The sequence below is a fragment of the Micromonospora sp. LOL_021 genome (assembly GCF_048060215.1).
Taxonomy (GTDB): Bacteria; Actinomycetota; Actinomycetes; order Mycobacteriales; family Micromonosporaceae; genus Micromonospora_E.
In genome coordinates this window covers 1-23147 of record NZ_JBHMIN010000033.1, presented here as the reverse complement: position 1 = coordinate 23147, position 23147 = coordinate 1, and the positions used below count along the sequence as shown (strand labels likewise).

The 23147-nt window shown below is 71.8% G+C and carries 20 protein-coding genes and 2 pseudogenes; 5 read left to right on the top strand and 17 right to left on the bottom strand.

The features are described from left to right. Positions 1 to 53: 53 nt before the first annotated feature. The 5 genes from ACFHWT_RS20660 to ACFHWT_RS20640 form a co-directional block, all read right to left on the bottom strand. Positions 54 to 809, bottom strand: coding sequence for an NUDIX hydrolase (locus tag ACFHWT_RS20660; RefSeq protein ID WP_416596316.1), 756 nt, complete (start codon positions 807 to 809; stop codon positions 54 to 56). Continuing rightward, on the bottom strand, positions 806 to 1447 hold the full coding sequence (locus tag ACFHWT_RS20655) for a TlpA family protein disulfide reductase (RefSeq protein ID WP_416596315.1): 642 nt from the start codon (positions 1445 to 1447) through the stop codon (positions 806 to 808). Before ACFHWT_RS20655 ends, ACFHWT_RS20660 begins: the two co-directional genes overlap by 4 nt. After that, a complete protein-coding gene (gene nth, locus ACFHWT_RS20650; RefSeq protein WP_416596353.1) occupies positions 1444 to 2214 on the bottom strand; it encodes an endonuclease III in 771 nt (256 codons plus the stop codon). The genes ACFHWT_RS20655 and nth overlap by 4 nt, the downstream gene beginning before the upstream one ends. 92 nt (positions 2215 to 2306) lie before the next feature. Beyond that, positions 2307 to 3431, bottom strand: coding sequence for a CapA family protein (locus ACFHWT_RS20645; RefSeq protein ID WP_416596352.1), 1125 nt, complete (start codon positions 3429 to 3431; stop codon positions 2307 to 2309). A gap of 142 nt (positions 3432 to 3573) precedes the next feature. Next, complete coding sequence (locus ACFHWT_RS20640) at positions 3574 to 4239, bottom strand: adenosylcobinamide amidohydrolase (RefSeq protein WP_416596314.1); 666 nt, start codon at positions 4237 to 4239, stop codon at positions 3574 to 3576. Positions 4240 to 4457: 218 nt separating this feature from the next. Between ACFHWT_RS20640 and ACFHWT_RS20635 the strand changes: the two genes are divergently transcribed. Continuing rightward, on the top strand, positions 4458 to 5135 hold the full coding sequence (locus tag ACFHWT_RS20635; protein ID WP_281552784.1) for a Crp/Fnr family transcriptional regulator: 678 nt from the start codon (positions 4458 to 4460) through the stop codon (positions 5133 to 5135). Positions 5136 to 5197: 62 nt separating this feature from the next. Here the strand turns inward: ACFHWT_RS20635 and ACFHWT_RS20630 are convergent, their stop codons facing one another. From ACFHWT_RS20630 to ACFHWT_RS20590, 9 genes and pseudogenes are all read right to left on the bottom strand, one after another. Continuing rightward, complete coding sequence (locus tag ACFHWT_RS20630) at positions 5198 to 6244, bottom strand: hypothetical protein (protein WP_416596313.1); 1047 nt, start codon at positions 6242 to 6244, stop codon at positions 5198 to 5200. Next, on the bottom strand, positions 6241 to 7191 hold the full coding sequence (locus ACFHWT_RS20625; RefSeq protein WP_416596312.1) for a transporter substrate-binding domain-containing protein: 951 nt from the start codon (positions 7189 to 7191) through the stop codon (positions 6241 to 6243). Before ACFHWT_RS20625 ends, ACFHWT_RS20630 begins: the two co-directional genes overlap by 4 nt. Positions 7192 to 7339: 148 nt before the next feature. Next, positions 7340 to 8350 carry a hypothetical protein gene (locus ACFHWT_RS20620; protein ID WP_416596311.1) on the bottom strand — a complete coding sequence of 337 codons (1011 nt, stop codon included), beginning with the start codon at positions 8348 to 8350 and terminating at the stop codon, positions 7340 to 7342. A gap of 91 nt (positions 8351 to 8441) precedes the next feature. Beyond that, positions 8442 to 10151, bottom strand: coding sequence for a serine/threonine-protein kinase (locus tag ACFHWT_RS20615; RefSeq protein ID WP_416596310.1), 1710 nt, complete (start codon positions 10149 to 10151; stop codon positions 8442 to 8444). Between the two features lie 52 nt (positions 10152 to 10203). Next, positions 10204 to 10656 carry a hypothetical protein gene (locus ACFHWT_RS20610; protein ID WP_416596309.1) on the bottom strand — a complete coding sequence of 151 codons (453 nt, stop codon included), beginning with the start codon at positions 10654 to 10656 and terminating at the stop codon, positions 10204 to 10206. Between the two features lie 143 nt (positions 10657 to 10799). Beyond that, positions 10800 to 14384, bottom strand: a pseudogene (locus ACFHWT_RS20605) (adenylate/guanylate cyclase domain-containing protein); the annotation flags it as partial. Further along, on the bottom strand, positions 14381 to 15277 hold the full coding sequence (locus tag ACFHWT_RS20600) for an MBL fold metallo-hydrolase (protein WP_416596308.1): 897 nt from the start codon (positions 15275 to 15277) through the stop codon (positions 14381 to 14383). The gene ACFHWT_RS20600 and the pseudogene ACFHWT_RS20605, both read right to left, overlap by 4 nt. An 89-nt stretch (positions 15278 to 15366) precedes the next feature. Further along, positions 15367 to 15828, bottom strand: coding sequence for a RidA family protein (locus ACFHWT_RS20595; protein WP_416596307.1), 462 nt, complete (start codon positions 15826 to 15828; stop codon positions 15367 to 15369). Further along, positions 15825 to 15980 carry a DUF4177 domain-containing protein gene (locus tag ACFHWT_RS20590; RefSeq protein ID WP_123603862.1) on the bottom strand — a complete coding sequence of 52 codons (156 nt, stop codon included), beginning with the start codon at positions 15978 to 15980 and terminating at the stop codon, positions 15825 to 15827. Before ACFHWT_RS20590 ends, ACFHWT_RS20595 begins: the two co-directional genes overlap by 4 nt. 149 nt (positions 15981 to 16129) lie before the next feature. Between ACFHWT_RS20590 and ACFHWT_RS20585 the strand changes: the two genes are divergently transcribed. Genes ACFHWT_RS20585 through ACFHWT_RS20575 form a run of 3 tightly spaced genes read left to right on the top strand, consistent with a single transcriptional unit; the run spans position 16130 to position 19161 of the window. Further along, positions 16130 to 16939, top strand: coding sequence for a hypothetical protein (locus tag ACFHWT_RS20585; protein ID WP_416596306.1), 810 nt, complete (start codon positions 16130 to 16132; stop codon positions 16937 to 16939). Positions 16940 to 16967: 28 nt separating this feature from the next. Next, positions 16968 to 17978, top strand: a complete 1011-nt coding sequence (locus tag ACFHWT_RS20580; protein ID WP_416596305.1) for an ArsA-related P-loop ATPase — start codon at positions 16968 to 16970, stop codon at positions 17976 to 17978. 37 nt (positions 17979 to 18015) lie between these two features. Further along, on the top strand, positions 18016 to 19161 hold the full coding sequence (locus ACFHWT_RS20575) for an ArsA family ATPase (protein ID WP_416596304.1): 1146 nt from the start codon (positions 18016 to 18018) through the stop codon (positions 19159 to 19161). A gap of 1 nt (position 19162) precedes the next feature. On the opposite strand, the gene ACFHWT_RS20570 is transcribed toward ACFHWT_RS20575, so the two are convergent. Continuing rightward, complete coding sequence (locus ACFHWT_RS20570; RefSeq protein ID WP_123603865.1) at positions 19163 to 19459, bottom strand: WhiB family transcriptional regulator; 297 nt, start codon at positions 19457 to 19459, stop codon at positions 19163 to 19165. Positions 19460 to 19853: 394 nt separating this feature from the next. Between ACFHWT_RS20570 and ACFHWT_RS20565 the strand changes: the two genes are divergently transcribed. Beyond that, positions 19854 to 22295: a penicillin-binding protein gene (locus ACFHWT_RS20565; protein WP_416596303.1), complete on the top strand. Its 2442-nt coding sequence runs from the start codon at positions 19854 to 19856 to the stop codon at positions 22293 to 22295. 93 nt (positions 22296 to 22388) lie between these two features. On the opposite strand, the gene ACFHWT_RS20560 is transcribed toward ACFHWT_RS20565, so the two are convergent. Together ACFHWT_RS20560 and ACFHWT_RS20555 are read right to left on the bottom strand one after the other, a co-directional pair. After that, entirely contained in the window at positions 22389 to 22853 is a 465-nt protein-coding gene (locus ACFHWT_RS20560; RefSeq protein WP_416596302.1) for a hypothetical protein, read from the bottom strand. A 30-nt stretch (positions 22854 to 22883) separates the two neighbouring features. Then, positions 22884 to 23036: pseudogene (locus tag ACFHWT_RS20555) on the bottom strand (IS256 family transposase); the annotation flags it as partial. Positions 23037 to 23147: the final 111 nt, after the last annotated feature.

Here is a 23147-nt window from a genome sequence, read left to right as displayed (position 1 = left end):
CTACGGGCACCCGGCGAGCGGCCCGGCCGGCAGACGGACGTGGCAGCCGGCGGTCAGCCCGACAGGCCGGCGGAGCCGTCCACAGTTGCCGCATCGCCGCCGGCCCGGTCACCGAGCGTGTCGGGCAGACCGGCGGCCGACGGATCGCCACCGGGCGACGGCTCGGGCGGCAGGTCGATGATCCGACCGGTCGGCCAGGCGCCGGCCCAGCCGGCCATGTCCAGCAGGGCGGACAGCACCCCGGCGGTGAATCCCCAGACCAGCATGCCGCGCACCTGGAAGGCTGGTGCCACCCAGCCGCTCGGGTGGCGTACCTGGAGTCGATTGTCCGGATCCACCAGCTCATCAACCGGCAACCGAGTGACATGTGCCACTTCTTCCGGTTGTCGGGGATGCACCGGATGCGGCCGGTGCCACCAGCCGAGCACCGGGGTGACCACGAAGCCGCTCACCGGGATCCACAGCCGGGGCAGTTGGGCGAGCACGGTGACGCTGCCGGGATCCAGCCCGACCTCCTCCTCGGCCTCCCGCAACGCGGTCGCCCGCGCGTCCCGGTCGCCCGGGTCGGCCGCGCCACCCGGGAACGCGGGCTGCCCGGCGTGGTTGCGCATGGTCGCGGCCCGCTGCAGCAGCAGCACGTCGGGCTCACCCGGCCGATGCTCGCCGAGCAGGACCAGCACCGCGCTCGGCCGACCACCCCGGGCCGGGGTCGCCACCCGGGTGAAATCGGCGGTACGGGCGGAGCGTACCCGGGTGAGCAGCGGCTGCCACCAGGCCGGCAACGGTTCGGGGGGCGGTGGGTCGGTCACGGGGCCACCGTCAGGCCCAACTCGCGCTCGACGAGGTCGGCGAGCGTGGCGTCGTCGACGGTGCCCTCGTACGTCCGACGGATCTCTCCGGCACCGTCGACGAACAGGGTCAGCGGCAGGCCGACCCGCTCGACCGCCAGCAGCAGCTGCCGGTCCCGGTCGACCAGGCTCGGGAACCGTAGCCCCAGATCCTCGGCGACGGCGACGGCTGGATCCCGGTCGTCGTAGGTGTTGACGCCAATCAGGTGCAGCTGTCCGGCGGTACGGTCGGCAAGGCGTTGCAGCGCCGGCAGCTCCTCCCGGCAGGGCTGGCACCAGGAGCCCCAGAAGTTGATCACAGCGGGTCCGCGTACCGCAGCGACGTCGACGACCGTCCCGTCGGCGAAGCAGGCCAAGCTGACGTCGGGCAGCGGGACTCCGCCGCCCGCCGCGGTACCGGCACCGGCCGACGGTTGCGGTGCCGCTGCGGGCGGCTGGGTCAGACCGGCGCAGTCGGCGAACGGGACCGGTCCCGACGCTCCGGCAGCGTCGGCCGCCCCGGCACCCGGGTCAGCGGTGCAACCGGTCGCCGCCAGCAGCAACGGCACCAGTGCGGCGGCGAACAACGGACCCGGCCTGAGCCGACGGCCGGCGCTCATGGCACCTCGGCGGCGACGGCCGCCGCCGGCACCAGGTCGGCGGGGATTCCGGCCTGCTCGGCCAGTTCCCTCGCGCGAGGGCCCTTGAGCAGCTTCACCGCTTCGGCCGCAGCGGTCGGACCGGTGCCGTACGCCGGGCAGAGCGGGGCGAGCGTACACGCACCGCAGGCCGGTCTACGGGCGTGGCAGACCCGTCGGCCGTGGAAGATGACCCGGTGCGACAGCATCGTCCAGTCCCGGCGTTCGATCAACGCGCCGACCGCGTGTTCGATCTTCACCGGATCGGACTCCTCGGTCCACGCCCAGCGGCGGACCAGCCGCTGAAAATGCGTGTCGACGGTGATGCCGGGCACGTCGAACGCGTTACCGAGGATGACGTTCGCGGTCTTGCGGCCGATCCCGGGCAACTCGACCAGCTGCGGCAGACGGCGTGGTACCGCGCCGTCGTACCGCTCGGTCAACGCCTGGCCGAGCCGGATCAGCGAGCCGGCCTTGTTGCGGAAGAAACCGGTCGGCCGGATCAGCTCCTCCAGTTCGGCCCGGTCGGCGGCGGCGTAGTCGGCGGCCGTCGGGTAGCGGGCGAACAGCTTCGGGGTGACCTCGTTGACCCGCTTGTCGGTGCACTGCGCGGACAGGATGGTGGCGACCGCGAGCTGCAGCGGACCGTCGTGGTCAAGCTCGCAGTGGGCGTCCGGATGGGCCTGGGCCAGGAGTCTCGCCATCCGCCGGGCACGACGTTTACGCCCCAGGTCGGTCTCGGTGCGCACGGCCCGGGCTGCCGCGGTTGCGGTGGCCGCGGCCGGTGCGGTCGCGGCTCGGGGGGCTGGCGGTGTCACACCGGCCAGCCTACGTCGGCGGGTCAGTCTGACGGTGGTGAGATGGTGCCGTCGTCGTCGAACGTGGCGCCGGTCTGCGGAAAGTCCGACCCGCTCAACTCGCGGACCAGGTCGAGCCCGCGGCGTTGCTCGTCGACGACGGGCAGTCCGTTGCCGTTCATGTACGTGGCGACGAACTCGCCGTCGACCCAGTCGCCGTCCGGGTCAAGGGTCACCTTCAGCACCCCGCCCCAGCCCAGCCGGCCGGTGTTGTTCAACGTGCCGCCGCCACCGGCGAAGTTGCCGAGGCTGTACGCGATCAGCCGACCCTGGTAGAACTCCATGCCGCGCAGCACGTGCGGGCCGTGGCCGACGATCAGGTCCGCCCCGGCGTCGATCATCGCCCGCCCGAAGGCCATCGGGTCGCCACGGTTCTCTCCGGCGAACAGCTCCGTGCCCGGGGTGACCCGGGTCATCTCCGCTCCCTCGGCACCCATGTGGACCTGCACGACGACCAGGTCGGCCTGCTCGTCGGCGCGCCGGACCACCTCCGCCGCGGCGTCCAGGTTGATCAGGCTGTTGTTCGGCGGGGAGTACGAGGAGAAGCCGGCCACCGCGACACTGACCCCCTCGACGTCCAGCACGGTGATCTGGTCGAGCGCGCCGGTGTGCCGCATACCGTGCTCCTCCAGCGTCTGCTGGGTGTTGCGGTAACCGGCCTCGCCGTAGTCGTACCCATGGTTGTTGGCCTGATTGAGCAGCATGAACCCGGCATCACGCAGGTGGGCCGCGTACTCGGGTGGGGCCCGGAACTGGTGGCACTGGGTAGCGCCCGGGGCGCACTTGCCGGTCCCGGTGTCGACCGTCAGCGGCTCCTCCAGGTTGCCCATCACCAGGTCGGCGGCGAGTGCCTCGGAAACCGAGTCGAAGAAGCCGGCACCGCCGTCGGGCGGCAGCCGGTCGGGGGCGTTGCCGAGCACGATGTCACCGGTTGCCGACATCGAGATCTCCTGCGGCTCCGGCGACGCGGTGGCGGTCGGCGACGCAGCTGTCGGCGACGCAGCGGACTGCCACTGCGGTTCGGATCCGGACCGGTTGATCCCACCGAGCGCGACGATGCCGACCAGCACGGCACCGAGCAGAACGGCGGTCAGCACGACGATCGACAGAACGGGTCGGCCTGCGGCGGGCTCCTGCCGCCGGTGCCCCCGGGCGGCACGCTGGGCGTCACTCACTGGCGTGACCCTACCGGCCGGGGGTCCCCGGCGACGACAACCGTCCGGCCGGTTTGCTGCTGTGTCCCATTTGCCGTCATTGCGGGTCCGGCGCGCCACCACGCTGGGCAGTGCCACCACGTACCGCCGCGTGCGCTACCCGGGCGAGCCGCCCGCCCCAGGTCGACCGGGGACCGCCGTACCGCTGCTCCGGCCCGTCGGGCGGGCAGAGCACCACCACCGCGTCGGTCGCCGTGCCGGTGGCCCGCAGTCCGAGCTCGACCAGCGCCTGGGTCTTCGCCTCGGTGATGGTGGCGACCGCGTTCACCAGGGCGGCCTCACCGAGCCGTACCGGAAGCGCCGCCACGATGTTGATCGTCCCGACCGGCGGCGGAGCGGGGCCGGCGGTGCTGGGTGCGGCGGCCAGCACCGGGGTGCCGAGCCCGACGGTCGCCCACACCTGCACGCCGGCCTCGTCGCGGGTCACCATCCGACGCACGTCCACCCCGGTTAGCAGGCCGACGCCGGGTCCGCGCAGGTCGGCCTGCTCGGCCAGACCGACGAGGTGGGTGTCGGGGTCGTCGCGGCGGTACGACATCGGCACGGTCGCGTTGATCACCCACCAGCGCAGTCCGATCCCGCCGCCGAGCGGAGCGGAGCTGATGGTCAGCAGCGGCTCGGTGAGCGCCCAGCAGGCGTACGGCAGGGTCCGGCCGTCCTCGGTGCGGGTGGTGAACCATGGGCGGGCGACGTCGGGAGACACCGGTCGACGATACGGCGTCCGCCGGTCGCACGGCGGTGACCGGTCGGCGTGCGTGGTGTTGCATATTAACGACGGATCCACCCTGTTGGGTTACGCTCCTGGATCAAGATTCGGAGGGTGCGCATCCGGCCAGGGGCGGAGTGCACCTAGACTGACTGCGCGCGGCTGGTCACGGCTGGGGTGCCGGGGAACGGACGCCGCGCAGGCGGAGGTGCGCGATGGACGAGGTGCTGGCTCGTAGCGGGATCTTCCAGGGCGTGGACCCGGAGGCCGCGGAGGCACTCGCCAAGGAGATGGAGACGATCGACGCCCGCAAGGGCGAGGTCGTCTTCAACGAGGGTGAGCCGGGTGACAGCCTGTACATCGTGCTCACCGGCAAGATCAAGGTCGGCCGACGGGCGGCCGACGGGCGGCAGAACCTGATCGCCGTGATGGGCCCGTCGGACATGGTCGGCGAGCTGTCACTGTTCGACCCCGGGCCGCGTACCGCCACCGCGACCGCCGTCACCGACACCCGCCTCGCCCGGCTGCGCAAGCAGGCGCTGCGGCCCTGGCTGAACAATCGGCCGGAGATCGCCGAGCAGCTGCTGCGGGTGCTTGCCCGACGGCTGCGCCGGACCAACGACGCCCTCGCCGACCTGATCTTCACCGATGTACCGGGGCGGGTAGCCAAGAATCTGCTGCAGATGGCCGGCCGGTTCGGCACCCGCGACGGCGGGGTGCTGCGGGTGACCCACGATCTCACCCAGGAGGAGATCGCCCAGCTGGTCGGGGCCTCCCGGGAGACGGTCAACAAGGCGCTGGCCGACTTTGCCTCCCGGGGCTGGCTGCGGCTCGACGGCAAGAGCATCATCATCCTCGACCCCGAGCGGCTCGCCAGGCGCGCCCGGGTGTGACCCGGCGGCGGATCTGCCCGGGGACCGGCGGCAGATCCGCCCCGGACGGGGCAACGGTTGGCTCACCTCACCGAGGCGGTCGCCCGGCAAACCGCGTCCACCGGGGTGACCGGTCGGACCTCCCGCCCCAACGCCTGCAGCAGCGAGTCCTCGATGTGGAACCCGTGCACCCAGAGGCGGTAGCGCGCTAGATCCGCCTCGCTCGGGCAGAGCACCTGCGCCTCCACGTCGTCGGTCGGCACGTACCGGACGCCGCCCTGTTCCTGCAGAATGGCCACGCTCGCGTCGTCGACCGCGATCACGCTGCCCCGGATGTGCTCGGTCTCCCCGCCCGGCACCTCGATGGTGGTCACTGTGCTGGGCAGCACCGGCGCGGTGGCCACCGAGTACGACGTCCAGGCCAGCGCGATCATGACGGTGAGCTGACCGGACGCGACCAGCAGGTGCACCGTGCCGGGCAACACCGGGCCGGTCACCACGAGGGCCAGCAGCGGCGGCGCGGCCAGGATCAGTACCACGAACCACTCTCCGGTGGTCGCGGCCTCGACCAGGGTCGGCGCGAGCAGACCGTAGTAGCCGAGCAGCAGCAGGGCGAACAGGGTCAGCCGGGTCGTCCGGCGGTCGTCCGGCAGGTCCCCGGCCGTGCGGCGCTCGTCCACCGTACGGGTCAGCAGCTGGGCGGTGGCCGCGATCGCCGGCAGCAGCAGTGGCAGATAGAGGATTTTCCAGGTCACTACCGCGACCAGCAGGGTGACGATCAGGAACCAGACGGGCACCACCCGCATCCAGCGGACCAGCAACGGCGGTTTCGGGCGGGCCCACCGCCGAGGATCGTTGTCGACGCTGACGGTCAGCACCGCGCTGATTGCGAAGAGGGCCACCATCGCACCCGAGACCACCCGGCTCGCGGTGCTGACAAAGGCAGCGACCAGGTTCACCGGGTTGACGTTGGCGGCCAGCAGCAGGGTGGTCTGCAGCTCGCCGCCGGCCTCCACGACCAGCCGGAGCACCGAGATGATCGCCGGGGCGCCGACCACCACGCTCCAGAACTGCTGCGCCGCCCGGTTCCGCCGGTCCGGATCGTCGGCCGGGCGCTCGACGGCGGTCACCGCCGGTTCTTGTCGTCGTGGTCCACCAGGTCGGGCGCACCGTCCGGCCGGGGCTGGCTCGCCTCACCGAGCCACTGGCCCAGATGGTTGTTGTACGCCGTCTCCCAGGCGTTCGCCTCGTCCCGCTGGTCCCGCTGGTAGCTCTTGTCCAGAAAGTAGCTGACCAGGTCACGGAGATTCTCATCCTCGACCGGGACGCCGATGCCCAACTCTTCCTCGACGCCGAACGGCATGTCGACGATGGCGAGTTCGTCGGGGTTCTCCGAGCGGAGTCCGGCGAGGATGGTCTCGTCGGAGACCATCGCCTGGAACTCGCCGGCCAGGATGCCGTCCCGACAGGCGGCCGGATTGTCGGCCTGCTGGTGCGGGATCCCGCGTTCCCTGAGCATCGCCTCTGTGGTGGAGCCGCCAGCGACGCAGACGGTGTACTCCTCGCTGTTCAAATCGGTGATCGTGGTGATCTCGTTGACGTACTCGGTGGCGACGAGCACCTCAGGTGTGGTGATCAGATACGGGCCGGCGAACCCGACCCGCTTCTCACGTTCCTCGGTGATGGAGAAGCTGGCCACCACGATGTCGACCTCGCCGCTGCGCAACTTCTCGATCCGGTCCTCGGTGTCCAGTGGCACCCACCTGATGCTCTGGTCGCCGAAGCCGAGGGAGTCGGCGATGTAGCGGGCGATCTCGATGTCGAAACCGTGGTACGCGTTGTTTCGCCGGAATGACATCAGCGGAATGTCGACATTGACGCCGATGCGCAACTCGGTCCGCTCGCTGATGGTCGAGGCCTCCCGGAGATCCCGCACGGTCGGCCGGTCCGGCGGCTGGTTGTCCTCACAGGCGACGAGAGCGACCAGGACCAGGGTCGCGGCAACCGCCAGGGTGGTCATCGTCTGCCGGGTACGGTGATCGATGTATGTGCGGAACTTGGTGGATTTGTCAGTCATGGCAACCTCACGACTGCGGCAGTCAGGATCGATTGCGTGTCGGGCAGCCGTCCACATTGCCGGCTCCGCTCAATGTAGTGGCTCCCGGCAATACTTGACACCGCCGAGTTGCGCCGCGCCGAATCAGGCGATCTTCGTGCCGGGCGGATCAGGCGATCTTCGTGCTGGGCGGGGTGGTCGACCGGGTACGGGCCGACGGGCGGTTGCGGGTGAGCAGCGCCAGCAGGCAGCCGGCCAGCGTCCAGCCGCAGAGCACGAACCACCGCGGCAGGGTCGGGGCGTCCGGAAAATACGAGATGCCGCGGATCAACGAGAGGGACGCCCCGGGTGGAAAGAACTGGCCGATGGCGCCCCACGGCCGGGGCAGGAACTCGACCGGCAGCGTAGCGGCGGAGATCGGGCTGCCGACCAGCATGATCAGTACGGTGCCGACGCCGACGCCGTGCAGCCCGAACAGGTTACGCAGGCCGATCACCGTTGCCGCGATGGACGCCACGGTCAACCCGCTCGCGGCCGTGTTGAGCGGAAAGGATCCGCCCAGGATCCGGAACGCGTACTGACCGATCACCGCCACCGCCGCACCCGCGATCATGGCGAAGACGGCCAGGGTGAGCAGCCGGCGGGCGGTGCCCTGGATGCCGATCGCGATGAAGATGCCACCTTTGAGACCGCCGAGCAGCAGCGGAAAGAAGAACGCGTTGAGCCCGGCACCCCGTTCGTCGTGCGGGGAGAGCGGTACGACGTCGGTGACCGGTGGCCGGTCGGCCGTGGTCTGCCCGGCCGGGTTCAGCACTCCGGTAGCCGCGCCGATCAACTGACTGGTTATGGTGCTGGCGCCGGAGGCGACCAGCAGTTCCGGGCCGCCGTCGACCACCACGGCGCCGTACACCTCGCGGTGTCGGATGGCCTGCACCGCCGCGTCGCGGTCGGCGTACCGGCGGACGGTGAACTCGTGCGGCCGGACCTGTTCCAGCGCCGCGACGATCGTCGTCGACTCCGGCTCCGCGGCCACCAGACCAACGGGTACGCCGTGCGGCTCGGCGTAGACCGCCGGCCAGGTGAAGGCCACCATGATCAGGGTGGCGACGGCGGCCAGGCTGGCACCGGTCACCAGACACCGGCTGAGCCGGGACGGCTGCCCCGGTTCCGGCTGCTCCATCGGTCACCTCGGCCGATTGGCGGTTGCAGAACTGCCAGGTCAGGTTAACCGCCCGGATAGTCGGACAGCCGAGACTTGCACCAAATGTTGGTTACCGGGCGGCCAGGGTCGGGCCGAACAGTTGCCCGGGCCCCTTGCCCGCCAGGCACCGGTACTGGTAGTCGCCGGCGGCGAGGTCCGCCGGATCCGGCAGCAGCACCGCGTACTGCCAGTCGTTGGCGTCCATCCGCAGGGTGAACAGCCGGAAGCTCTCCGCCCCGCAGGCCTCGACGATGGCCGGGTCGGACCGGATCGTGGCGTGGTCCGCGGCCCGCAACCGGGTCGGCAGCTCACCGACCGCGAACGTCTCCCAGGTGTGCCGGCCGGTGCAGGCGGTCGCGATCAGAGTACGCGGCGAGTTCGACACCCGGCCGTTGAAGCATTCAAGGTCGTCCGGACAGCGCAACTCCGGTCGCAGGGTCAGGTGGCAGTTCGGCAGCACCGAGCCCGCCGGACCGCCGCCGGTGGGGTCGCTGGCCGGGCTCTCACTGGCCACCGCACCGGTCGTCCGCTGGTCGGCTCCGATGATCGGGGGAAACGTGGTGGGACCAGAGCCCTTGGCCACGATCCAGGTCCCCAGGCTGGTCATCGCGAGCAGCACCAGCAGGCCGAGCCCGCCGGCGAGGGTCCGCAGCCAGGAGCGGACGGCGTTGCCGGGCGAGGTACCCGGTCGGCCGGACGACGGGCCGGCAGCCGGCTGGCCGGACGACGGGCCGGCAGCCGACGGCGGTGGGCCGGGCGGGCCGGGTCGTTGCCCGGGCACCGAGCCCGGTTCCGGCGGGGACGGCACCGGAACACTCCAGGACGAGTTGCGCTCCGGCCCGGACTGCACCGGGGTCGTCCGGTCGGCCCAGTTGCCCGCCCCGGTCTGCGGCCCGCCGGAGACCGGGGCGATCGAGAACGGCGGCCGGTGCGGGGCGGCCGGGCTCCAGTGCTGACCGAGCGGTACCGCCGCCAACATGTCGCGCAGCACCACCGCCGGAGGCCGGGCGGCGGGATCGTTCGCCATCCCCTGGCGCAGTACGTCGGTCAGCGCCGGGTTGACCCCGGGCAGGTCCGGCAGCGGCCGGTCGAACATCTCGAGGAGGGCCACCAGGCTCGGGTTGCGCTCGTCGTCCCACCGTGGTGGCTTGCCGCGCATGATGGCGTACAGGGTGGCGCAGAGCGCGTAGACGTCGGCGGCGGCCGACGGCGGGCGGTGCTGGAACGACTCGGGTGGCGCGTACGCCGGGGTCAGCACCTCCAGGGTGACCGAGGCGTCGCGGTGCTCGACCAGCACGGCCAGGCCGAAGTCGGCCAACGCGGGCTCGTTGAACCGGGAGTAGAGGATGTTGGCCGGTTTGACGTCCCGGTGCAGGACGCCGAGATGGTGGGCGTCGGCGAGCGCGTCCGCGATCTTGACTCCGACGTCGCGTGCCTCGAACGCGTCCAGCGGGGAGGTGCGCATCCGGTCGGCGTACGAGCCGTCGCACATCTCCATGATCAGGTACGGATGGAGATCCCCGGTGACACCGACGTCGAAGAGGTCCACCACGTGCGGATGGGACGACATCCGCCCGGCGGCACGCGCCTCCCGCATGAACCGGCGCTGGTCCCGCTCGTTGTCCAGAGCCCGGTTCTCCACCTTGACGGCGACCTCCCGGCCGACCGACTCCTGGACCGCACGGTAGACGGTGGCGTAGCCGCCTCTGGCAAAGACTGACAAATCTGACAGTCCAGGCACTGTGGGGAACGGCAGCGCACTCGGCAGTCTGTCGTTCACACGGTAAACGGTACCCAAGACCCCGGACAGCCGGGGCGACCCCGGGCCCGGGTCAGCCGTCGCCAGCCGACCGGCCGGTGCCGGACGACGGTACGCCCACCCGACGGCGACGTTCGGTCAGCAACGCCACCCCGGTCACCACCGCGCCCAGCCCTTCCCAGGCCGCCACCCCGACAAACCGCACCGGAGCCACCTCGGCGACCACGACCACGGTGAAGACCACCGTGGTGACCAGCCGGAAGATCACCGAGAAGAGAAAAAACGGCCGCCAGTCGGTGACCGCCGCCAACAGGTAGTAGACACCCATGTTGAACGAGGCCATCGACGACGCCGCCATGAACGTACGGGTGTAGTCGCCGGCGGCCCGCTCCCCGGTGGGCAGCGTGTCGAAGCCCAGCAGTACGAGCAGGACATCGGGCTGAGCCAGGCCGACCGCGCCCAGCAGCAGGGCCATCGCCCCGAACACGGCGACGGTCCACCCGGATACCGAACGGGGCAGCTTCATCGGATTCCCTCCGGCCACAGTGCGCCCTTGGTGGAGCACGGTGGGGGTCAGGCTAGCGAGGGCGTTGGCCGGCCGGCATCCCCGGGTCCGCCATGATCCACTCGACCGACCAGGCCACCGTCATCCACAGCGGACCTGATCGCCTCGGCGGACGCCCGCTCGCTGACCTGCTCGGTGCCGTACGCGAGGCTGACCGCCCGATCAGCTGCCTGCCGCGCCGCCACGCGCTCGCCGTTGGCGGCGAGCGCGGTGGCCAGCACACCGAACCCGACGACCTGGCTGCGGACGTCCTCGGCCGGCACGTCCAGCGCCCGCCGGGCCCAGTGCAGCGCCGGTTCCGGCTGCCCGTCGGCGAGCAGCGCCGCCGCATACCGGGCCAACGTCTGACGCTGGGAGAACAACACCGCCGGGCTGTCCATCGCGGTCGCGACCGGTGCCAGCAGCCCGACCGCGGTCGGCGGGTCACCCGCCGCCAACCGCGCCGACGCGAGCAGCACCCGTGGCGCCACCTGGACGGCGGCCAATGGGTTGTGCGGCTCGACCGAGGTCAGCACCGACTGCGCCAACCGCTCGGCACCGGCCACGTCACCGCGCTCCAGGGCGACAAACCCGCGCAGCGTCCCGGCCATCCCGATCAGCAACGGATGATCGATCCGCTCCCCCTGGGCCAGCGCGTCGGAGAGCAGATCGGCGGCGTGTTCCCACTGGCCGAGCCCGCGCGCCACCGCCCCCCGCGCCAGCAACGCGAAGCCCCGACCCCAGTCGTCAGCCGCGCTGTCGAAGTCCCGGTACGCGCGCCGCGCCGACTGGTCCGCCTCGGCCAGCTCGCCCAACTCGGCTGCCGCGAACGCCTCGACCGCCCGCAGCGTGCCGACCGCCCACGCCTCCCCCACCCGCTCGCCGAACGGCAGGAACACCCGGGCCAACCGGCGGGCGTCGGCCAACCGGCCGGAAAGCAGCCGGGCGAACGCGGTGGTACCCCGCAGCCAGGCCCGCCCCACCGGGTCGTCCAGCTCGACGAACAGCCGCGCCGCCCGGTTCAGCACCGCGTCGGAGCCAGCGAAGTCGCCGCGCATCGTGGTCACCCACGCCAGGCTCTGCAACGACCAGGCCTGCCCACGCCGGTCGCCAGCTGCCAGGTTCACCTGGTACGCCGCAGCGAACCGGCTACTCGCCCGGCTGAGCCGGCCGGCCAGGAAGTCGGCCATCCCGAGTCGGCGCATCGCCTCCGCCCGCTCGGCGGGCAGCCCTGCGTCGGTGGCCACCTGCAACGCCTCGCGCCACACCGCCACCGCACGGGCGGCGTCGCCCACCGCCCGGTGGGCCCGGCCGGACACCAGCAGGGCACCAGCCCGGGCCGCGACGTCCTCACCGGCGTTGGCGAGCACCTTCTCGGCGGTGGCCAGCGCCTCAGCCGGCCGCCCGGTCTGCAGCAGCGCCCGGGCGTAGACCAGCCGGTCGGCCTTTGGCACCGCGTCCCCGCCGAGCGCGGACGCCCGCTCGGCGTACTCCACGGCCAGCTCCGGTTCACCGACCGCGATCGACCGGCGGGCCGCCCGGCCCAGCGCCGCGATCCCCAGCGGCCCGACGGCGCGGGCCGCCGAATCCGGGCGCAGCCCGACCGCCTCGGCCAGGCCGACGGCTCGTTCGACATGATCGGCGACGAACACGTCCCGCAGCGCCGGACTCATCCCGCCCGGCCCACCGCTCGCCGGACCGGTGCCGACCGCAGCCGGCGCGTCGGCCCCGGCCGCCCACCGGGCCAGGCACGCGTGCCGCTCCGCCAGGTCGGCCTTGCCGATCCCGGCATAGGCCGCCTCCCGCATCAGCGGGGTCGGAAAGGCGAAACCGACCCGGGTGCGGTGCAGCATGCGCCGTTGCAGCAGCTCCTCCACTGCTCGGTCGAGCTCCACCGCCACCACCGCCGCCGGCCGGCCGTCCCGCCGGTCCCGCAACGACTCCAGGGTGCCGTCCGGCACCACGTCCCCTACCACTGCGGCGTCGCGCAGCACCGACCGGGCGTCGGCCGGCAACGCGTCGATCCGGGCGGCCAGCACCGCAGCCAGGTCCCGGGAGAGCAGCCGGCTACTCAGCGAACCGGGTGCCAGCCGCCAGTCCGCGCTGTCGCCGCCGGCGGCGTCGGCCGACGGACCGGTCCGGGTCAGCGCGCCCCGCTCGATCAGCAGGGTGACCAACTCGGCCAAATAGAACGGGTTGCCCTGGGCGGTGGCCAGCAGCCGGTCCACATCCGGTTGCGGCAGCCGCCCTCCGCCGAGGTACGAGGTGAGCAGCCGGGCCGCGTCGGCCCCGCGCAGCGGCGGCAACGCGTGCACCTCGGCGTCGGCCACCCCGGTCAGCACCCCGGCGGTACGCACCAGCTCGGGTCGGCCGAGCAGCAGCACCAGCACCGGACCGGTGAGCCGGGACAGCGTCTCGCCGAGCACCTCGACAGTGTCCGGCAATGCGTCGTGCAGGTCGTCCACCACGATCAGCAGCGGCGCTTCCCGGGCCAGGGCGCTGAGCAGGTCGGCAACCGCGCTCGGGATCGACTCCGCGTCGAGCACCGGAGCATCCGAGGTCAGGTCCGCCGGACCGGACGACGGGTGCGCGGCGGCCGGCGGCTCCGCGTACCCGAGCAGGGTCAGCAGCAGGTCGACGGAGAGCGGTGGCGACTCCGGACGGACCCGGGCCAGCCGTTGACCGAGGCGGCGCAGCCGCTCCTCGACCACCGGGCGGGTGACCGCAGTGGAGCTGTCCCGGGGCAGCCCGGCCGCGATCCGCACCAGGTCGGCCAGCGGGGCCAGCCGACGCCGCTCGCCGAAGGCGGCGCAGCGTACCGAGAGCACCCGCGCGCCGGTGGGTGCCGCGTACCGCCCGGTGCCGACGTCGTAGCCGGCGGCGTACCGCTCGACTTCGACGGCGAACCGGGACTTGCCGATCCCGGCCTCCGCGGTGAGCACCAGCACCCGGGGGTCGCCGTGGTCGATCACCTCGGTGAGCCGGCCGGCCAGCCGGCCGATCTCGGCCTCCCGCCCGACGAACGGGGCCTGGTCACCGATGCCCGACCGGGTGCCGGGCGCGTCGTGCAGGCCGAGCAGCTCGTACGCCTCGACAGGGGCGCGTTTGCCCTTCAGCCGTAGCGGACGCAGTTGCCGCCAGGCGGCGACGTGCCGGGTGCCGGTGACGGTGCCGGCCCCGGCGTACACCGCGCCGACCGCCGCCGCGTCGGCGAGCCGCGCGGCGGTGTTGACCGTGTCGCCGATCACCGTGTACTCGATGGCCGCCTGGATGCCGGCGACCACGTCACCGGTGTTCAGACCGACCCGCAGGCCGAGCGGGGCGCCGCCGCCGCGCTCGTCGTCGAGCACCCGGCGCACCGCACGTTGCATGCTGAGCGCGGCCCGTACCGCCCGCTCGGCGTCGTCCTCGTGGGCGACCGGGGCGCCGAAGACCGCCATGATCCCGTCGCCGGTCAGCTTGTCGACATGCCCGCCGAACGTCTTGACCGCCCCGGCCAGGGCGGCGAGCACCCGGTCGGTGACGGCACCGACCCGTTCCGGGTCGAGATCCTCCGACCAGGAGGTGAAGTCGGACAAATCGCCGAAGAGCACGGTGACCACCCGGCGCTCGGCGGCCGGCAGGAAGGCGGCCGCCGGCAGCGCACCGCCACAGTTGTGGCAGAACCGCGCGCCGGGTACCGCGACGGTTCCGCACACCGGGCAGGTCACTGCCGGTCCAACCCGGTCCGCCCCGGTGTCGATTCCCGGTCACCGGCCGGGTCGTCGGCCGAGGCTCGCAGGTAGGCGAGCTGCGCCCGGACCGACCACTCGGCGGCCGGCCACAACGCCCGGTCGACGCTGGCGTACACCTCGGCGACGACGGCCGCCGGGTCGGTCACGCCCCGGGCCACCACCTGCCGGACCTGGTCCAGCCGGGCCTGCCGGTGGGCCAGGTAGAACCGGGCGGCGGCGGCGCAGTCGGTCAGCGCCGGGCCGTGCCCCGGCAGCGCCGTCACCTCGTCGTACGCCGCGAGTCGCCGCAGACTGGCCAGGTAGTCGCCGAGGTCGCCGTCGGGCCAGGCGACCACGGTGGTGCCCCGGCCGAGGATGGTGTCCCCGGTGAGCACGGCCTGCCGCCCGTCCGGCCCGGCGACCAGGAAGCAGGCCGAGTCGGCGGTGTGACCGGGGGTGGCCAGCACGGTAACGGTCAGGCCGGCGACGTCCAGCACGGTCCCGTCGGCGAGCCGGTCCGGCTCCGCCGCCCGCTGGTCGCAGGCTTCCCCGTCGCGGTCGGCGGCTCCGCCCCGTTCGTCGGCGGCCAGGCCCCGGACCGGGGCCTGGAACCGGTCGGCGGCCGCCGGCACCGCGTCGACGTGGTCCGGGTGCCCGTGGGTCACCAGGATCATCGAGTACGGACCATGGGCCGCCAGCTGGTCGAGGTGGCCGGCGTCGGCCGGACCCGGATCGACGAGGACGCCGTACCGCTCGCCCGGCTGGCGCAGCACCCAGGTGTTGGTGCCGTCCAGCGTCATCGGCCCGGGGTTGGGTGCCCGCACCAGGGTCGCCCAGCCCGGCAGATCGCTGGCCAGGGCCGCAGCAGGGGTGGTGACGTGCGCGGTCATGGCTGCGATGGTACGGCCGCGCGGTGACTTCGCCGAGACGTCTTCTGCCCGTCCGGGTGCCGACCTCTGCCGGTCGGATTCCGCCCGGGTCACGAGACCTCGACGACGACCTCCACCTCGACCGGCGCGCCGAGCGGAAGCTCGGCCACCCCGACAGCGCTGCGGGCGTGCCGGCCGGCGTCACCGAAGACCTCGCCGAACAGCTCGGAGGCGCCGTTGATCACGGCGGGCTGGCCGGTGAACCCGGCGGCCGAGGCGACGAACCCGGTGACCTTGACGATCCGGGTCACGGCGTCGAGACCGACCAGGGCGTCGATCGCGGCGAGCGCGTTCAGCGCACACCGGCCGGCTAGCTCCCTGCCCTGCTCGGGGGCGACCTCGGCACCCACCTTGCCGACGGCGAGCAGCGCTCCGTCGGCCATCGGCAGCTGACCGGAGACGTAGACGTGCTGGCCGGAGCGGACCGCCGGAACGTAGGCGGCCACCGGCGGGACCACGGTCGGCAGGCTCAGCCCCAGTTCGGCGAGGCGGGCGTGCGGTCCGGCGGTCACGACTTCGGCCGCTTCAGGTACGCCACCAGCTGGTCCGGGTTGGGACCGGGAATCACGGTGACCAGTTCCCAGCCGTCCTCACCCCAGTTGTCGAGGATCTGCTTGGTGGCATGCACCAGCAACGGCACGGTGACGTACTCCCACTTCTGCATCGCGTTACGGCTCCTAGCTCTGATTCGCCAACCGCCACAGCCTACGGCCAACGGCCGGGACGGTGAGCCGGGTGCGTCGGCCAGATACCCTGACCGTCTGGTGGCGGCTACCGTCCGCCGACGACGAGACCTGAAACCTGGGGATGAGGATGACGCAACCGCCCAGTGGCGAGGCACAGCCACCGGACGCACAGCCACCGGCGCCGGACGCACAGCCGACCGAGGCGCAGCCGACAGCGCCGGGGCAGTCGATCCCGCCGCCGCCCTGGCAGCGTCCCGCCGCACCGCCGTTCACTCCGCCGCCGGACCGGTCGCCGTACGCCCCGCCGCCGGCCGGCGCACCGTTCGCGGCGGCATCGGGTGGCCCGCCGTTCCCGCCGCCGGGTCAGTCCGCACCGCCACCGGGGCAGCCCGTATCGCCGGGACAGCCCGTACCGCCGGTACCACCCGGCCAGCCCGTACCGCCGGGGCAGCCCGTACCGCCGGCTCCCGGCTCGCCGGCCGCGCCCGCCGCCGGCCGCCGACGCGGCCTGTTGATCACCTCGGTGGTGCTCGGTGTGGTGCTGCTGCTCTGCGGCGGTGGCGGCATCGCGGCGTTCCTGGTGATCAACAACCTGGAGACGGGTAGCGGCGCGGCCGAACCGGTCGCCGCCGTGGACGAGTTCCTCCACGCCATGTACACCGACCGGGACGTCACGGCCGCGGCCGACCTGGTCTGCCGGGAGGCCCGGGACGAGTCCGCGCTGATCGAGAAGGTGGAGGAGATCGAGGGCTACTCGTCGACGTACCGCAACCCGCAGTTCGAGTGGAACGTGCCGACCGTCGACGAGCAGGACGAAGAGCGGGCTGTCGTCTCGGTCACCGTGCGTATGGTCACCGAGGACGAGCGCAGCGCGGAGCAGGATCTCAACTTCGTGGTGGTGCAGAAGTCCGGCTGGTTCGTCTGCGACGTCAACTGAGCCGCGCCGCGCACTAGTCTGGTTGGACGTGGGGGTCACCGAGCAGTCACCTGTCGCCGCCGTACCCGGCTGGCCGTCCCGGTTGCACGTGGTGACCGGCAAGGGCGGGACCGGCAAGACCAGTGTCGCCGCCGCGCTGGCGCTCGCCCTGGCCGGCTCGGGCCGACGCACTCTGCTCGCGGAGGTGGAGGGCCGCCAGGGCATCGCGCAACTGTTCGACATCGGGCCGCTGCCGTATCAGGAGCGCCGGATCACCACCTCGGCCGCCGGTGGCGAGGTCCGCGCCCTGGCGGTGGACCCGGAGGAGGCGTTGCTGGAGTACCTCGACATGTTCTACAAGCTGGGCGCGGCCGGGCGGGCGCTGCGGCGCCTGGGCGCCATCGACTTCGCCACCACCATCGCTCCCGGGCTGCGCGACGTCCTGCTCACCGGCAAGGTGAAGGAGGCCACCACCCGGATGGTGGATCGGCGGCGCGTCTACGACGCGGTGGTGCTCGACGCGCCGCCCACCGGGCGGATCGGCCGGTTCCTGAACGTGACCGCCGAGGCTGCCCGGCTGGCCAAGGTCGGCCCGATCAAGACCCAGAGCGAGGGCGTCGCGGTACTGCTGCGCTCGCCGATCACCGCGGTGCACGTGGTGACCCTGTTGGAGGAGATGCCGGTGCAGGAGACCCTCGACGCGGTCGCCGACCTGACCGCGCTGGGCATCCCGGTGGGCAATGTGATCGTCAACTCGGCCCGGCCGCCGCTGCTCGCCGACGGGCCGGTCGGCCAGACGCAGCTGCGGCGTGGGCTGGCCGCGGCCGGGCTGCCGACCGACCGGGAGACGGTGACCGGCCTGCGGGCCGAGGCGCAGGAGCACCTCACCCGCCGCGCGCTGGAGGACTCGCTGCTGACCGACCTGGTCGAGTTGGGCCGGCCGATCGTCCGGCTGCCGCTGCTGCCGGACGGGGTCACCCGCGAGGGCCTGGACACGCTGGCCACGGCGTTGCTGACCGGTGCCGGGCCAGCTGCTGGAAGCGACCTCACAGCGACTTGATCGGCGGATCCTGGGCCGACCCCGATACGCTCGACAGGTGCCTCTTGATCACGCAGCGCCACCGCTGGACGTCGACCGGATCCTGGCGGATCCGGGCGTACGGATCGTGGTCTGCTGCGGTGCCGGTGGGGTGGGCAAGACGACAACCGCGGCGGCGCTGGCGCTGCGCGCCGCCGAGCGGCACGGCCGACGCACCGTCGTGCTCACCATCGACCCGGCCCGCCGGCTGGCGCAGTCACTCGGCCTGACCGAGCTGGACAACACCCCCCGACAGGTCAAGGGCATCGAGGTCGAGGCCAGCGGCGGCGAGTTGCACGCCATGATGCTGGACATGAAGCGCACCTTCGACGAGGTGGTGCTCGCGCACACCGACGCGGAGAAGGCCGCCGAGATCTTCGCGAACCCGTTCTACCAGGCCATGAGCTCGACCTTCGCCGGAACGCAGGAGTACATGGCGATGGAGAAGCTGGGCCAGCTGCACGCCGGTGGCGAGTGGGATCTGATCGTGGTCGACACGCCGCCGTCGCGGTCCGCGCTGGATTTCCTGGACGCGCCGGCCCGGTTGGCCCGCTTTCTGGACGGCCGGATGCTCCGACTGCTGCTGGCGCCGGCTCGGGCCGGCGGTCGGAGCATGTTCAGCCTGGTGACCGCGTCGTTCGGGGTGTTCTCCCGGGCGGTGCAGAAGATCCTCGGTGCCCAGTTGCTCAGTGACCTGTCCGGTTTCGTGGCGGCGCTGGACTCGATGTTCGGCGGTTTCCGGCAGCGGGCCGAGCAGACGTACCGGGTCCTGCAGGCCGACGAGACGGCGTTCCTGCTGGTCGCGGCGCCGGAGCCGGACGCGGTACGGGAGGCGGCGTACTTCGCCGGTCGGCTCGGCGCGGAGCGGATGCCGCTGGCCGGGCTGGTGCTCAACCGGGTACACGAGCCGGCCGTACCCGGGTTGTCCGCCGAACGGAGCCTGATTGCCGCGCGGGAGCTGGACCGCGACGGCGGGCATCCGGCGACGGCCGAGGTACTGCGGGTACACGCCGCAGTGGCGCAGCAGTCGGCGCGGGAGCGCCGGGTGGCGGCGAGGTTCACCGACGCGTTCCCGCAGGTGCCGGTGGCGACCGTCCGCGCGCAGCCCGCCGACGTGCACGACGTCGACGGGCTCCGGACGATCGGCCACGCGGTCGCCGGCTGAATCACTTGGTGGCGACGAGCACCTTCTCGCGGTCCCGCATGGCCGCTTCGAACATCTTGCGCCAGCTCGCCACCTGCGGGTGCCGGCGCAGCAGTGCCCGGCGTTCCCGCTCGGTCATGCCGCCCCAGACCCCGAATTCGATCCGGTTGTCGAGTGCGTCGGCCAGGCACTCGTACCGGACCGGGCAGCCCCGGCAGATGCGCTTGGCCACGTTCTGCTCAGCGCCCTGCACGAACAACGCGTCCGGGTCTCCGCTCTGGCACGCCGCCAGGCTGGGCCAATCAGCGATCATGCCCATCGTTCCACGTCCCCCCTAGCAATTTCCGCTTGCAACCGGTGGAGTCAGTCGGCAAGCCGGGCGGCTGACGCTGCTTTCCCCCGCAGCATGCCGCCGTGCGATCCTCGCCGGACCATCATGATCTGTAGTCGGATGATTACGCAACGTTATCGACGAAATCCACTTATCCGGACACAACGCCCTTGGCGGGCGCTCTGCCGGGCAGGGTTACCCGAGGCGGAAACGGGGAAACCCCGCCACCTGCGCCTTCCCGGGGGAAAGTAGGCGGCGGAGACCACAACCGCCGGACGGGTCTCTGCGTTTAGCACAACGAGGCCGGAGCCGGCAGGAAATGCACAGGTACGCCACACTGCGGCCTCTTCAGTCCCTCACGTACCCTGACTGGGTGACCTGGATGCGGAAGCGAGACCACAACCTACTGACCAACGCCGCATCGCTGCTGATCTGTGGGCTGCTGGCCGGCGTGGTGGTCGCCGCTGCCGCGTTCCCCGCAGTGGCGATGTCGGGCCTGGCAGCCAAGGCAGGCGCGGAGACCTTCGACAAGCTGCCCAGCGAGCTGACCGTCAAGCGGGCGCCGCAGATCAGCTACCTGTACGCCGCCGACGGCAAGACGACGCTCGCCGCGATGTACGACGAGAACCGCCGCGACGTCCCGATCGAAGACGTCGCCCCGATCATGCGGGCGGCGATCATCGCGGCCGAGGACCACAACTTCTACGAGCACAACGGTGTCGACGTCAAGGGCGTCGCCCGGGCCTTCGTCGCCAACCAGGGTGCCGGCGAGACCACCCAGGGCGCCTCGACGCTGACCATGCAGTACGTCCGGCTGGCCATCGCCTACTCGGCGACCCACCCCGAGGACGTGATCGCCGCCACCGAGGACACCAACGCCCGGAAGCTGCGCGAGATGAAGTACGCGATGCAGCTCACCAAGGAGATGTCCAAGGACGAGGTGCTGGAGCGCTACCTCAACATCGCCCCGTTCGGCAACGGCGCGTACGGTGTCTTCGCCGCCAGCCAGGTCTACTTCAGCAAGCAGCCGGCGGACCTCACCATCGACGAGGCCGCCATGCTCGCCGGCCTGGTCAAGGCCCCGACGGCGTTCGACCCGACCACGCCGGGCGGCTACCCGCAGGCCGTCGACCGGCGCAACTACGTCATCGACAACATGGTGAAGACCGGGGCGATCACCCAGCAGGAAGCCGACGAGGCCAAGGCCGTCGAGCTGGTCGTCAACGGCAAGCGCGCGCCGAACGGCTGCGTCGCCGCCAACAAGAACCACTGGGGCTTCTTCTGCGACTTCTTCTACCGCTGGTGGATGGAGCAGGAGACGTTCGGCGCCACCAGCTACGACCGGGAACGGCGGCTGAAGAGCGGCGGCTACCACATCGTCACCAGCCTCGACCTGCAGACGCAGGACGCGGCGAAGAACGCCGTCGAGGACGCGCTGAAGACCGGCAGCAAGCACGCGCTGATGGTGGCGGCGGTCGAGCCGGGCACCGGGTACGTACGCGGTATGGCGGTCAACCGCAACTACAAGCTCGACGACCCGGACAACCCGAAGAACAAGCTCTCCAGCGACCCGAAGAAGGCCGACAAGGGCATCCGGGGCACCTACCCGAACACCACGAACCCGCTGCTGACCGGTGGCGGTGACATCACCGGTTACCAGTTCGGCTCGACGTTCAAGATCTTCCCGCTGGTGGCGGCCCTCGAGAAGGGCTACCCGCTGGAGTACACGATCAACGCGAAGAGCCCGTACGAGTCGAAGTACATCGTCGAACGGGGCAGCCCGGCCGCCTGCGCGGGCACCAACAAGTACTGCCCACGCAACGCCAGCTCCAGCATGAACGGCGTACACAACATGTGGAGCGCCTTCGGCGCCTCGGTCAACACGTACTTCGTGCCGCTGCAGGAGCGGGTCGGCGCGGCCTCCGCCGTCGACGTCGCGCAGCGCCTCGGCATCACCTTCCGGGCCTCCAACGACGCCCGGTTCGCCGCCGACCCGGAGGGCGCCAACCAGTGGGGTGCCTTCACCCTCGGCGTGTCCAGCACCACGCCGCTGGAGATGGCGAACGCGTACGCCACCCTCGCCGCCGACGGCAAGTTCTGCAAGCCGATCCCGGTGCAGGAGATCCGCGACCAGGACGGCAACAGCCTGGACATCGCCCAGCCGCAGTGCAAGCAGGTGGTCTCCACCGAGGTGGCCCGGGCCGCGATCGACGCGGCGCGCTGCCCGGTCGGCGACCGGTCCAGCACCACCCGGTGCCGTGGCGGTACGGCGTCCGGCGTGCGCAGCGTCGTCGGGCACCCGGTGGCCGGCAAGACCGGCACCACTGACGCGGAGAAGACCGCCACCATGGTGGTGACCACCAAGCAACTCGCCGTCGCCGGGGTGCTGGCCGACCCGGACTGGGCCGACACCAACGCCACCATGTCGCACAACATCGTCAACCCGGCGGTCTACGAGACCCTGCGGGACGCGATGAAGGGCAAGGAGAAGCAGCAGTTCAAGGCACCGAGCGGCAAACTGGTCCGCGGCGAGCAGCGCTCCATCCCCGGTGTGCAGTGCCAGTCGATCGACAACGCCCGATCCCGACTGTCCGGTGCCGGATTCGAGGTCGAGGTGGACCGTTCCGGTGCGGTCGACTCCACCTGCCCGGCCGGCACCGCCGCCGGCACCAGCCCGAGCGGCCGCACCATCAAGGGCGGCGTGGTAATCATCCGGGTCAGCAACGGCCAGGGTGCCCAGCCGAGCCCGGGCGACGGTGACGGTCCCGGTGGGCCGGGCAACGGGCCGGGACGTCCCGGTAACCCGGGCAACCCGGACGACTGACCAGCGAAATCTAGTTACGGGCGGGCACCGATCCACATCGGTGCCCGCCCGTCCGCTTCAACCCCTGCTCGCTGTCTGACCATCGGTGTCGGGTTATTCGGCCGGTACGAGGACTTCCGAGCCGGACCAGTTGATGTCGAGGTTGCCAAGGTCGTTCTCGGGCTGGTCGTCCTCGTCGAGGGTGCTGAAGACGTCGTGGTAGCAGCCGAACCCGTGTCCGCCGGAGGCAAGGGTCGCGACCGCCCAGCCGCGCAGGTTCTCCCCCAGCTTCTTCGGCTGACGTGGGTCGACGGCGACCCGGATGACTCCGAGCAGGTCGTACGTCTGGTCGCGCGTGCCGGCATTGCCGATGCGGCACAGCGAGAACCCGTACCGCTCGCCTTCCTCCCTCGTCTTGAGCTCGGTTGAATAGTTCGGTATTGGGAGATTCTGGGGCGCGGCGAATCGCCGATCACGTGGTCGGCATGCTCCGGGGGTTGGGGCGGGGGTTCGTGGCCTGTGGTCGGGCCGCCTGGTGGGGCGTCGGTGTGCTGTGGTCAGCGGGTGTGGGAGTGTCAAGTTAACGGCTGATCTTGGTTGTTGAAGTGGTCAGAGGTTGGCCGGGGTAAGCCGGCCCTCGAAGGCGATCTGGAACGCGTTGAGAGGCGCCTTCCACCTGATGGTCCACCGACGCCGGCCGTTGCCGGTCGGGTCCAGACTCATCAACGCCATGTACACGCACTTGAGCGCGGCCTGCTCGGACTCCGCTGGCAAATTCGCTGTGTGTCGCTGCCAGGCGGGTCGGGCGTGGTTGCTCAGGCTGTTGTCTGGTGGTGACGGAGCTGATGGTCGGGAGTGGTGGCGATGTCGTTG

Bases quoted from the DNA above. Each gene is read 5' to 3' on its own strand.
- ACFHWT_RS20635 (WP_281552784.1), top strand. From the start codon at position 4,458: ATGGACGAGGTGCTGGCTCGTAGCGGGATCTTCCAGGGCGTGGACCCG.
- ACFHWT_RS20585 (WP_416596306.1), top strand. From the start codon at position 16,130: ATGACGCAACCGCCCAGTGGCGAGGCACAGCCACCGGACGCACAGCCA.
- ACFHWT_RS20570 (WP_123603865.1), bottom strand. From the start codon at position 19,459: ATGGGCATGATCGCTGATTGGCCCAGCCTGGCGGCGTGCCAGAGCGGA.
- ACFHWT_RS20620 (WP_416596311.1), bottom strand. From the start codon at position 8,350: ATGGAGCAGCCGGAACCGGGGCAGCCGTCCCGGCTCAGCCGGTGTCTG.
- ACFHWT_RS20610 (WP_416596309.1), bottom strand. From the start codon at position 10,656: ATGAAGCTGCCCCGTTCGGTATCCGGGTGGACCGTCGCCGTGTTCGGG.
- ACFHWT_RS20655 (WP_416596315.1), bottom strand. From the start codon at position 1,447: ATGAGCGCCGGCCGTCGGCTCAGGCCGGGTCCGTTGTTCGCCGCCGCA.
- ACFHWT_RS20590 (WP_123603862.1), bottom strand. From the start codon at position 15,980: ATGCAGAAGTGGGAGTACGTCACCGTGCCGTTGCTGGTGCATGCCACC.
- ACFHWT_RS20565 (WP_416596303.1), top strand. From the start codon at position 19,854: ATGCGGAAGCGAGACCACAACCTACTGACCAACGCCGCATCGCTGCTG.
- ACFHWT_RS20625 (WP_416596312.1), bottom strand. From the start codon at position 7,191: ATGACTGACAAATCCACCAAGTTCCGCACATACATCGATCACCGTACC.
- ACFHWT_RS20600 (WP_416596308.1), bottom strand. From the start codon at position 15,277: ATGACCGCGCACGTCACCACCCCTGCTGCGGCCCTGGCCAGCGATCTG.